This is a genomic window from Streptomyces sp. CA-181903, assembly GCF_050937075.1.
Taxonomy (GTDB): Bacteria; Actinomycetota; Actinomycetes; order Streptomycetales; family Streptomycetaceae; genus Streptomyces.
Map to the genome: position 1 here is coordinate 5,371,644 of NZ_JBNJLY010000001.1, position 11,398 is coordinate 5,383,041.

An 11,398-nucleotide genomic window follows, 5' to 3' on the forward strand; every position below is an offset into this window, starting at 1 on the left:
GTCCGGAGCGGACGGCGCGGAACGGACGGCGCCCGCGCCCGCCTCATTGCGCCGCCCGGGCTCGTCCTGGCACGGTGTGGGCCGTCCCGCGCAGCCCTCCCGCACCGTGAGGACCACCATGCCTCCACCCTGGACCCGCCGCGCCTTCCTCGCCACGGCACTCGCCACCCCCCTCGCAGGCGGCCCACTCGGCCCCGGCGCCCCCTTCACCCCCCTCCGCCACCGCTGGCGCGACCTCCTCCTCGGCACCGGCCTCGACCCGGCCGCCGAGCCGTACCGCGCGGTCCTGCGGCGCACCGGCGAGACCGCCCGTGCCCACCGCGCCCGGATGCGGTCCGCTCCCGGGTCGCTCTGGCCCGACGCCCCGTTCGACCCGCCCGCCGGGATCACCCTCAGCCACGCCCGGCTGCACGTCATGGCGCGGGCCTACGCGCAGCCCGGCACCGGGCTCACCGGCGACGCGGCGCTCGCCGCCGATGTCCTCGCCGGCCTGGACCACGTCCACCGGACCGTCTACCACCCCGGCACCGAGCGGTACGGCAACTGGTGGGAATGGCAGATCGGCACCCCGCGCCTGCTGCTCGACACGCTCACCCTGCTGTACGCCGAGGCCGGGCCCGCCCGGCGCGCCGCCGCGCTCGCGGCCGTCGACCACTTCGTCCCGGACGCGCTGCTCGGCCCGTACACCGGCACCAGCACCGGCGCCAACCGCGTCGACCTCTGCCGCGTCGTCGCCCTGCGCGGCGTCCTGGGGGAGGCGCCGGCGAAGCTCGCCCTCGCCCGCGACGCCCTCACCCCGGTCCTCGCCCATGTCGACCACGGCGATGGGCTGTACGCCGACGGATCGTTCCTCCAGCACACCGCCGTCCCCTACACCGGCACCTACGGCTGGGTGCTGCTCGACGGCCTCGCCCGGCTCCTCGCCCTGCTGCGCGGCTCCGCCTGGGACGTCGCCGGCCCCGGCCGCCGCTTCGTCCACGACGCCGTCGACCGGGCGTTCGTCCCGCTGATCCACCACGGGCTGGTGACGGACACCGTCTCCGGCCGCGCCGTCAGCCGGGGCCTGACCGACGACGGGCCGCCGCAGAGCGACCGGCAGCGCGGCCACGCCCTCGTCGCGGCCATCGCCCTGCTCGCCGAGGACGCACCCGCCGCCGCGCGCGCCCGGTGGCACGGGCTGATCAAGGGCTGGGCCGCCCGCGACCCGGCCGCCCCGCTCCTCGCCGACCCCCAGTTCGACACCGGCGACCTGGCCCGGCTCGCGGCCGTCCTCGCCGGGCCGGAACCCGCGGCGCCCGAGCCCGCCGGGCATCGGCTGTTCCCCGCCATGGACCGGGCCGTGCACCGCCGCCCCGGCTGGACCGCAGCCCTCGCCATGGCCTCCGACCGCGTCGCCCACTACGAGAACGGCAACGGCGAGAACCCGCGCGGCTGGCACACCGGCGCCGGGATGCTCCTCTGGTGGGGGCCCGGCGGCGAGGACCAGTACGGTGACGGCTTCTGGCCCACCGTCGACCCGTACCGCCTCCCCGGAACCACCGTCTCCGCCAAGCGCCTCGCCGACGACGAGGGCGGCGCCTGGGGCAAACCGAGACCCGACGCGCGCTGGGTGGGCGGCGTCTCGGACGGCACGTACGCGGTCCTCGGCCAGCACCTCAAGGGGCTCGGCTCCACCCTGGAGGCGCGCCGGATGTGGGTGTACGCGGACGACGCCGTCGTCTGCCTCACCGCCGGCGTCACCGCCCGCGACGGCACACCCGTCGAGACCGTGCTCGACAACCGGCGGATCACCGGTCCGCCCCGGCTCACCGTGGACGGCGTGTGCCGCACGGGGGACGCCTTCTTCCGCCGGGCGCACTGGATCCACCTGGAGGGGCACGGCGGCTGGGTGCTCCCCGGCGGCGCGCCCGTGCGCGTCCTGGACGAACACCGCACCGGCGCCTGGCGGGACGTCAACTCCGGCGGCTCCGCCCGCCCGCTCACCCGCCGCTACCTCACCCTGTGGCACCCGCACGGCACCGACCCCCAGGGCGCCGCCCTCGTCCACCTGCTGATGCCCGGCGCGAGCCGGGCCGCCGTCGCCGCCCGTGCCGCCGACCACGGTCGGCTGACGGTCCTCGCCAACACCGCGGACCTCCAGGCCGTGCGTCTCGCTACGCCCGCCCTCACCGCGGCTGCCTTCTGGCGCCCCGGCACTGTGGGCACCCTCACGGTGTCCGCCCCCGCCGCCGTCCTGATCCGCCGGCACGGCCGGCGCGCGACCCTCCACCTCGCCGAACCCCCGCGCACGGGTGCTCCGGTGGACCTCGCCTGGGCGCGGCCGGTGCGCCGGGTGGTGTCCCACGACCCGTCCGTACAGGTACGCGCCACCGGGGCCGGACTGCGGCTGCGGATCCGGCCGGGAACCCGGTGCCTGCCCCACCGCTGCGAGGTCGAGACCGGCTGACGCCCCGGCCCGCCCCCGGCCGGGCGGCGGTGTGTCCGAGTGGTTTTGTGGACTACCCACAGCGTGGGAAGACCAGACGAACAGGGGCAACTGGTAGGGGCGCAGTGCGATTCTGTGCTCCTTGCCCACCAAATCGAGCACTACCTTGTGCGGAGTCGACATGATGTTCCGGCATGGGTCCCACGTACCGTCTATCCATGAGCAATCTCGAAGGTGCGCCCGAAGAGGCGAGTGACGTCCGTGGGCGCGTCGCCGAGCTGCACGCCATCCGCGAGCAGGTTCGGCGTGGTCCCAGCGACCGGGCTACCCAGGCACAGAAGGCCAAGGGAAAGCTGACGGCGCGCGAGCGTATCGATCTGCTGCTGGACGAGGGCTCTTTCTCCGAGGTCGAGCCGCTGCGCCGGCACCGCGCCACGGGCTTCGGCCTGGAGGCGAAGAAGCCGTACACCGACGGGGTCGTCACCGGCTGGGGCACCGTCCACGGCCGGACCGTGTTCGTCTACGCCCATGACTTCCGGATCTTCGGCGGCGCGCTGGGCGAGGCCCACGCCACCAAGATCCACAAGATCATGGACATGGCCATCGCGGCCGGCGCGCCCCTGGTGTCGCTCAACGACGGCGCCGGCGCCCGCATCCAGGAGGGCGTCTCCGCCCTCGCCGGCTACGGCGGCATCTTCCAGCGGAACACCAAGGCGTCCGGCGTCATCCCGCAGATCTCGGTGATGCTCGGCCCGTGCGCGGGCGGCGCCGCCTACTCGCCCGCCCTGACGGACTTCGTCTTCATGGTCCGCGAGACCTCGCAGATGTTCATCACCGGCCCGGACGTGGTCCGCGCGGTGACCGGCGAGGAGATCACCCAGAACGGCCTCGGCGGCGCCGACGTGCACGCCGAGACCTCCGGCGTGGCCCACTTCGCGTACGACGACGAGGAGACCTGCCTGGAGGAGGTCCGCTACCTGCTGTCCCTCCTCCCGCAGAACAACCGCGAGAACCCGCCGCGGGTCGTCTGCGAGGACCCCGTCGACCGCACCGGCGAGGCCCTCCTGGACCTCGTCCCGGCCGACGGCAACCGCCCCTACGACATGCGCAAGGTCATCGAGGAGATCGTCGACGACGGCGAGTACCTCGAGATCCACGAACGCTGGGCCACCAACATCATCTGCGCCCTGACCCGGCTCGACGGCCAGGTCGTCGGCATCATCGCCAACCAGCCGCAGTCGCTGGCCGGCGTCCTGGACATCGAGGCGTCCGAGAAGGCGGCCCGGTTCATCCAAATGTGCGATGCGTTCAACATCCCCATCGTCACCCTCCTGGACGTCCCCGGCTTCCTGCCCGGCGTCGACCAGGAGCACGGCGGCATCATCCGGCACGGCGCCAAGCTGCTCTACGCCTACTGCAACGCCACCGTGCCGCGCATCTCGGTGATCCTCCGCAAGGCGTACGGCGGCGCCTACATCGTCATGGACTCCCAGTCCATCGGCGCCGACCTCACCTACGCCTGGCCCACCAACGAGATCGCCGTCATGGGCGCCGAGGGCGCCGCCAACGTCATCTTCCGCAAGCAGATCGCGGACGCCGACGATCCCGACGCGATGCGGGCCCGCATGGTCAAGGAGTACAAGGCCGAGCTCATGCATCCGTACTACGCGGCCGAGCGCGGCCTCGTGGACGACGTCATCGATCCGGTGGAGACGCGGCAGGTGCTGATCCGGTCGCTGGCGATGCTCGCGACGAAGCACGCCGATCTGCCGTCCCGCAAGCATGGCAATCCGCCCCAGTAACCGAAGGACTCAGCAGACATGACTGACACGCTTGTTCGCGTCGAGAAGGGGACGGCCGGGCCCGAGGAGCTGGCCGCCGTCACCGCGGTGCTGCTCGCCCGGGCGTCCGCGGGGTCCTCGGCCCCGGTGCCCGGTCCGCGGCGGTCCGCGGCGTCCTGGCGGCGCCTGGAGCGGTCCGGTGGCTTCACCGCGGCTCACAGCTGGCGGGGCTGACGCCCTGGCCCATGGAAAGGGCCCCGCACTCCGGAAGGAGTGCGGGGCCCTTTCTTCGGCTTCGCCGGGGGATGCCCCAGTCCCTCCCCCAGAGGGGGGACCCCCACTTCGCCGATTCCTGGGGCTGCGCCCCAGACCCCGAAACCGCGCTCCGCGCGGTTGTCCTCAAACGCCGGACGGGCTGAAGTGCCCGCCGAGGCGCGAAATCCAGCCCGTCCGGCGTTTGAGGACCTCGCGGCGAAGCCGCGATGCGGGGGTCTGGGGGCTCGCCCCCCAGGAATCGGCGAAGGGGAGGGACCGGGGCACAGCCCGCCGCAGGCGCTACCGCAGCCGCGCCATCAGCGCGTGCTCCACCAGCGTGATGAGCGCGCTCTTCGCCTCGTTCCGATGCCGAGCGTCCGTCGTGATGATGGGCGCGTCCGGCCCGATCTGCAGCGCCTCGCGCACCTCGTCGGGCGTGTACGGCTGGTGCCCGTCGAAGCCGTTCAACGCGATGACGAACGGCAGCCCGCTGTTCTCGAAGTAGTCGACGGCGGGGAAGCAGTCGGCGAGACGCCGCGTGTCCACCAGGACGACCGCCCCGATGGCACCGCGGACCAGGTCGTCCCACATGAACCAGAACCGGTCCTGCCCGGGGGTGCCGAACAGGTAGAGGATCAGGTCCTGGTCCAGGGTGATCCGGCCGAAGTCCATCGCCACGGTCGTCGTGGTCTTGTCCGGCGCGTGGGTGAGGTCGTCGATGCCCGCCGAGGCGGACGTCATGACGGCTTCGGTGCGCAGCGGGTTGATCTCCGAGACCGCGCCGACGAACGTGGTCTTGCCCACGCCGAAACCACCGGCCACCACGATCTTCGCGCTGGTGGTGGAGCGGGCTGCCTCGCCGCTAGAGGTTCCGAAGTCCACTGAGCACCCTTTCGAGCAGTGTCACGTCAGGCTGGCCGCCGGCGGACGCGTCGCCGCCGGGCTGATGAATGGCGACGAGCCCGGCCTCGGCCAGATCGGCCACCAGGATTCGGGCGACGCCGAGCGGGATGGAGAGGAGTGCCGAGATCTCGGCTACCGACTTGATCTCGCGGCACAGGTGGCAGATGCGCTGGTGTTCCGGCAACTGCCCTTGGAGCTGGGCCGGCTGGGCCGTGGTGTGCACCAGCGCCTCGATGGCGAGCTGGTAGCGCGGCCGGGTCCGGCCGCCGGTCATGGCGTAGGGGCGGACCAACGGGTTGCTCTTGCCACCCGACGGCGACCCCGAACGCCGGTGCTGCGGCCCCTGTCCCGCGTGCCGGCCCTGCCCCGCGGGGGCGGGACGTGGCCGGTCGGGACGTGACCGGGCGGAGCGTACCCGCCGCCGGGCACCGCGTGCGGCGGTGCCGGGGGCTGCGGGGTGTAGGGCACCTGTGAGGGGTGCTGGGCCTCCGACCGGTCCCTGGGGGTGGGCGCGGAGGGGAAGTTGAAGCGGTTCAGCGGCGGGTTCTCCTGCTGGTCATTGCCATACGGGTAACCGCCTGGGGGCGTTGCCACGGCTCCTCCTCCGACTTTCCTGTCTGCTGCTGGTCGCGCCACCGCACCTTAAGGCGCGGTGGCGCGAAACGCACTGTCTCTCTGCTAGTTGAGAAGGCTCCCCTGCAGTTCGGCGCGGAGGTCGGGCGTGAGCACGTTGCCCGCGCGGTCGACCAGCAGGGCCATCTCGTAGCCGACGAGGCCGATGTCGCACTCGGGGTGCGCCAGCACGGCCAGCGAGGAGCCGTCGGAGATGGACATGATGAAGAGGAAGCCGCGCTCCATCTCCACCACGGTCTGGTTGACGGCGCCGCCCTCGAAGATGCGCGAGGCACCCGCGGTCAGGGAGGTCAGGCCGGAGGCCACCGCCGCCAGCTGGTCCGCGCGGTCCCGCGGAAACCCTTCGGACATGGCCAGAAGGAGTCCGTCGGCGGAGACCACGACGGTGTGGGACACCCCTGGGGTGTTCTCCACGAAACTGGTGATCAACCAGTTCAGGTTCTGCGCCGCCTGGCTCATCGGGCTCACACTAACGCTCCTGCTCGTAGGTGCCGCCGGGGCCGAAGCCCTGGTCGTGTTGCTGCTGCTGCTCCTGCGCGGTGATCGCGGGGAACTCCGAGGAGTCCGTTCCCGCGCTGCGCCCCTGCTGGACACCGCGGCGCAGGTTGGCGAGCCTGCCGCGGACGTCCTCGGGTGCCCGGGATATCTGCGGGCCGCCCTGGGAGGTCTCCACCGCCTTGCCCTCGACCAGATTGGCCCTGGGCACCCGGCGCGGGAGACCGGAGGAAGTCGTTCCGTCCGCCTTCGGCACCCGGAGCCGCTCGGCGCGCTGCCAGCGCTCGTCGTTGGCCGACTGCCCGGCGGACGTGTCCCCCTCGTTCCGAGGCCGGGAGATGTCCTGCTGGGACCGGTCCGGTTCTGCGCCGCCCCTCGTGGCCTCCTCGCCCGTCTCCGGCTGCTGCCACTGCCGATCGCGGCGCGGCAGACCGGACCCGGTCAGCGAGGGAGGGCCGCTCGAAGCGGGGCCCGGACGGTCGAACTCTACGCGCTCCGGCTGCGCCGTGTCAGCGGACGGCTGAGATTCCGATTCCGCTCCGTAACCCGACGCGTACCCGTGCTGGTACGGAGTGGCCTCCGGAGCCGTCCCGCCCCACTCGCCTTGGTAGGCGGGGGCGTTGAAGTCGCCGTAGGTCTGCTGGTCGGTGAAGCCCTGTTCGCTGTAGGCGGCTTCCGTATACGGCTGCTCACCCGTGGCCTGCGGGGCGAACGGAGTCTGCTGGTCCTGGTGCGGCGAGACCCGGTCCTGTCCGGACTGCCCGGTGGTGTGCGCCCCGAGGGCGCCCTCCAGGGCGGCCCGCCGCTCCTCGCGCAGCCGCGAGCGGCCGAGCGGGTCGAGCACCGGGGCGCCGGCCGCGCCCGCCTCGTAGCGCGAGTCGTCGAAGCCCAGCTCCGCGGCGGTACGGACGCCGCCGGCCGGCCCGACGGCGCCGGCCTGCTGCTCGGGGACGATCCGGGAGACCGTGAAGTCGTCGCCCGACTGCTCGTCCTCGCCGCCGCCACCATGGGTGATGGGCTCGGGGAGCATGACCAGCGAGGTGGTGCCGGCCTGCTCGCCCGAGGGGCGGAGCTGGACGCGGATGCCGTGCCGCATGGCCAGCCGGCCGACCACGAAGAGACCCATCCGCTGGGAGACCGTGGCGTCCACGGTCGGCGGGTTGGCCAGCTTGTGGTTGATGTCCGCGAAGTCCTCGGGGGTGAGGCCGATGCCCTTGTCGTGGATCTCGACCATCACGCGGCCGTCGGGCAGACGCGTGGCGTTGACGCGGACCTTGGTGTGCGGGGAGGAGAACGTGGTCGCGTTCTCCAGCAGCTCGGCGAGGAGGTGCACGAGGTCGGTCACGGCGAGACCGTGGATCTCGGCCTCCGAGACGCCGTCCAGCTCGATGCGCTCGTACGCCTCCACCTCGGAGGAGGCCGCGCGCAACACGTCCACCAGCGGGATCGGCTGGTCCCAGCGGCGGCCGGGCTCCTCGCCCGCGAGGATGAGGAGGTTCTCGCCGTTGCGGCGCATACGGGTGGCCAGGTGGTCGAGCCGGAAGAGGTTCTCCAGCTGGTCCGGGTCGGCCTCGTTGTTCTCCAGCCCGGTGATGAGCTCCAGCTGGCCCTCGATCAGGCTCTGGTTGCGGCGGGAGAGGTTGGTGAAGATCGCGTTGACGTTGCCGCGGAGCATGGCCTGCTCGGCGGCGAGCCGGACGGCCTCCCGGTGCACCTGGTCGAAGGCGCGGGCGACCTCGCCGATCTCGTCCTTGGTGTCGATCGGGATGGGCTGCACCCGGGTGTCGATCCGGCCCGGCTCGGTGCGCGAGAGCTGGTCGACCAGGGCCGGCAGCCGCTGCTCGGCCACCTCGAAGGCGGCACCGCGCAGCCGGCGCATGCTGCGGCTCATCGAGCGGGCGATGCGCCCGGCGACGAAGAACGCGGCGAGCAGCGCGACGATCATGATCGAGGCGTTGACGATGGCGTCCTGCCGGGCGTCCGAGGCGACCTGCGACGCCTGGTCCACCGCGTGGTCGGCGAGGTGCGACTCGACGTCGCGGTAGGCGTCGAACTTCCCGGTGGCCGTGGTGTACCAGGACTCCGGGGTGATGCCCAGGGTCTTCAGCTTCTCCGGGGACTCGCCGGACATGATGGCGAGCGCCATCTTGTTCTGCTGCTCGACCTGCGCCTTCTCCTTGAAGGTGTTCTTCAGCCGGTCGATGTCCTCCTGGGTGCCACCCGTCGTGTACTCGTCGGAGGCGATGTACTCCAGGAAGTTGTACGAGGAGAAGGAGGTCAGCAGGAAGCGCCGGTCCTTGGCGGACATGTCCGGCTTGGCCAGCAGGTGCGTACCCATGGACCGCTGCAGCGACTCGGCGGCCTTGGCCAGCGAGACGGCGTAGACCATGCGGCCGTACGAGGTGACGGTGCCGGTGCCCAGGCCGAGTTCGTTGGTGAACGCCATCAGCGGACGCTGGATGGAGCCGTACGCGTCCTCGGTCTTCGCGGCCTCGGAGGCGTAGGCGGTCTTCCGGATCTGCGGCAGCTTCTTCTCCGCGTCCCGGACCGCCGCCAGCCGGCGCTGCAGGCTGGGGGTGTCGGGCATGGAGCGGACGGTGTCGTTGAAGGCGGCCTGGGCGGAATCCGTCGCCTCCCGGGCCTTCTTGACGTTCTCGTCCTCGTGCTGCTTCGCCAGCAGGGGGATGACGCTCTTGTCGCGCTCGTCGACGATCGCCTGGGCGTAGTCGGCCGCGGCCCGCACCACGCGGGCGGTGTCGGCCGCGTCCTCGGCCTCGGTCCAGGTGTCGACCGAGTTCTTGATGCCGAGACCACCGAAGACCAGGGCGACCAGCACCGGGATGAGGAGGATCGCGTTCAGCCGGGTGGCCACCCGCCAGTTGCGGGGCGAGAGCCGTCCGCCACCGCCGCTGGGTGCGCCGGGGGTACGGGGAACGTCCGAGGACTCCACCGCGGCCTGCGACGGCGGTGTGAAGTTGCCCCGCGCGTCCTTCGCCTGCTGCGCGGTGCCGGTCTTTCTTCGCCTCACTCGTCCAACAACCTCTCGGCGTCGGCACCGACGTCGGGGACGTCGTGCCGTCTTTCGGCTGGGCCACGACGGCCCAGTTCGGGAAATTCCAGCACGCCGGACCAGTGCGTTCCAAACAGTGGGCAGAACCGACGGCCGGGGGGATCCGCCCGACATAAAACGGGCATTAAGAGCGAGCGGCGCCAAAAGGCGGGCGAAACATGTGCGGAGGGGAACCGGACGGCTGCGGCCCGTGGTGGCGGGCCTGTCGCGCCCCGGTCAATTCTCTGTCGAAACGTTATGAAGCCCGGGGGCGGCCCGTGGCACATCCCACATGGCCGCCCGCTCCCGCCGGCTACTTCAGCCGCGCCATCAGGGCGTGCTCGACGAGCGTGATGAGCGCGCTCTTCGCCTCGTTCCGATGCCGCGCGTCGGTGGTGATGATGGGCGCGTCCGGCCCGATCTGCAGCGCCTCGCGCACCTCTTCGGGGGAGTAGGGCTGCTCTCCGTGGAAGCCGTTGAGGGCGATGACGAAGGGCAGGCCGCTGTTCTCGAAGTAGTCGACCGCGGGGAAGCAGTCGGCGAGGCGGCGGGTGTCGACCAGGACGACCGCGCCGATGGCGCCGCGGACCAGGTCGTCCCACATGAACCAGAACCGGTCCTGCCCGGGGGTGCCGAACAGGTACAGGATCAGGTCGTCGTCCAGCGTGATGCGGCCGAAGTCCATGGCGACGGTGGTCGTCGTCTTGTCCTGGACGTGGCTCAGATCGTCGATGCCCGCCGAAGCGGACGTCATCACGGCCTCGGTGCGCAGCGGGCTGATCTCCGAGACGGCGCCGACGAACGTGGTCTTGCCCACGCCGAAACCGCCGGCCACCACGATCTTCGCGGAGGTCGTGGCGCGACCGGTGGTCCCGCTAGAGCTTCCGAAGTCCACTGAGCACCCTTTCGAGCAGTGTCACATCCGGCGTTCCGCCGGCCTCGCCGCCGCCGCCCGGCTGATGGATCGCCACCATCCCGGCCTCCGCCAGGTCGGCCACCAGGATCCGCGCCACGCCGAGCGGCATGTTCAGCAGCGCGGAGACCTCCGCGACCGACTTCACCTCACGGCAGAGGTGGCAGATCCGCTGGTGCTCGGGCAGCAGATTGCCCAGCTGGGCCGGGTCGGCGGTCGAGCTGACCAGCGCCTCGATGGCGAGCTGGTAGCGCGGCCGGGTCCGGCCGCCCGTCATGGCGTAGGGACGGACCAGTGGCTGGTCGCCTTCACTCCCGTACGGCATGTGGTGCGAGGCGCCGTACGGGCCGGGCGAGACGGGCGGGGTCATGAATCCTCCGGGCGGGACAGCAGGAAGGCAATGATGCCGTCGAGCGGGGGCCGGTGGGAGCTTTCGGCCGTACGGTCGGACGGGGCTTGCGGTGGGTCTACGGTCAGTTCAGCAGGCTTCCCTGCAGTTCGGCGCGGAGGTCGGGCGTCAGCACGTTGCCCGCGCGGTCGACCAGCAGGGCCATCTCGTAGCCGACGAGGCCGATGTCGCACTCGGGGTGCGCCAGCACGGCCAGCGAGGAGCCGTCGGAGATGGACATGATGAAGAGGAAGCCGCGCTCCATCTCCACCACGGTCTGGTTGACGGGCCCGCCCTCGAAGATGCGCGAGGCACCGGCCGTCAGGGAGGTCAGGCCGGAGGCCACCGCCGCCAGCTGGTCCGCGCGGTCCCGGGGGAACCCCTCGGACATGGCCAGCAGCAGTCCGTCGGCGGAGACCACGACGGTGTGGGACACACCTGGGGTGCTCTCCACGAAACTGGTGATCAACCAGTTCAGATTCTGCGCCGCCTGGCTCATCGGACTCAACTAACGCTCCTGCTGGTAGGTGGGGCCACCGTGGTGGCTACCGGTGGC

The 11,398-nt window shown here is 71.9% G+C and carries 9 protein-coding genes and 1 pseudogene; 3 read left to right on the forward strand and 7 right to left on the reverse strand.

The genetic code is table 11. From position 1 onward, the window contains the following. Positions 1 to 118 precede the first annotated feature (118 nt). From ACQEVS_RS24065 to ACQEVS_RS24075, 3 genes are all read left to right on the forward strand, one after another. Positions 119 to 2,446 (forward strand): polysaccharide lyase 8 family protein, encoded by a 2,328-nt coding sequence (locus tag ACQEVS_RS24065; RefSeq protein ID WP_433023573.1) that lies wholly within the window; start codon positions 119 to 121, stop codon positions 2,444 to 2,446. A 197-nt stretch (positions 2,447 to 2,643) separates the two neighbouring features. After that, on the forward strand, positions 2,644 to 4,227 hold the full coding sequence (locus ACQEVS_RS24070; protein WP_433023574.1) for an acyl-CoA carboxylase subunit beta: 1,584 nt from the start codon (positions 2,644 to 2,646) through the stop codon (positions 4,225 to 4,227). Between the two features lie 18 nt (positions 4,228 to 4,245). After that, a complete protein-coding gene (locus ACQEVS_RS24075) occupies positions 4,246 to 4,440 on the forward strand; it encodes an acyl-CoA carboxylase subunit epsilon (RefSeq protein WP_433023575.1) in 195 nt (64 codons plus the stop codon). A 321-nt stretch (positions 4,441 to 4,761) separates the two neighbouring features. Here ACQEVS_RS24075 and ACQEVS_RS24080 read toward each other — a convergent pair whose 3' ends face one another. The 7 genes and pseudogenes from ACQEVS_RS24080 to ACQEVS_RS24110 all read right to left on the reverse strand — a co-directional run bounded on the left by ACQEVS_RS24080 (position 4,762) and on the right by ACQEVS_RS24110 (position 11,341). Next, entirely contained in the window at positions 4,762 to 5,343 is a 582-nt protein-coding gene (locus tag ACQEVS_RS24080; protein WP_049717346.1) for a GTP-binding protein, read from the reverse strand. After that, a pseudogene (locus tag ACQEVS_RS24085) lies at positions 5,324 to 5,958 on the reverse strand (DUF742 domain-containing protein). The gene ACQEVS_RS24080 and the pseudogene ACQEVS_RS24085 overlap by 20 nt, the downstream one beginning before the upstream one ends. Positions 5,959 to 6,042: 84 nt before the next feature. Then, the gene (locus ACQEVS_RS24090; protein WP_049717348.1) at positions 6,043 to 6,465 is read right to left on the reverse strand and encodes a roadblock/LC7 domain-containing protein; all 423 of its coding nucleotides are present in this window, start codon (positions 6,463 to 6,465) and stop codon (positions 6,043 to 6,045) included. A gap of 1 nt (position 6,466) precedes the next feature. Next, positions 6,467 to 9,520, reverse strand: coding sequence for a nitrate- and nitrite sensing domain-containing protein (locus ACQEVS_RS24095; protein WP_433023576.1), 3,054 nt, complete (start codon positions 9,518 to 9,520; stop codon positions 6,467 to 6,469). Positions 9,521 to 9,854: 334 nt separating this feature from the next. Continuing rightward, entirely contained in the window at positions 9,855 to 10,436 is a 582-nt protein-coding gene (locus ACQEVS_RS24100; RefSeq protein WP_185941252.1) for a GTP-binding protein, read from the reverse strand. Beyond that, the gene (locus ACQEVS_RS24105; protein WP_185941253.1) at positions 10,417 to 10,824 is read right to left on the reverse strand and encodes a DUF742 domain-containing protein; all 408 of its coding nucleotides are present in this window, start codon (positions 10,822 to 10,824) and stop codon (positions 10,417 to 10,419) included. Before ACQEVS_RS24105 ends, ACQEVS_RS24100 begins: the two co-directional genes overlap by 20 nt. A gap of 103 nt (positions 10,825 to 10,927) precedes the next feature. Next, positions 10,928 to 11,341, reverse strand: coding sequence for a roadblock/LC7 domain-containing protein (locus ACQEVS_RS24110; RefSeq protein ID WP_433027850.1), 414 nt, complete (start codon positions 11,339 to 11,341; stop codon positions 10,928 to 10,930). Positions 11,342 to 11,398 lie beyond the last annotated feature (57 nt).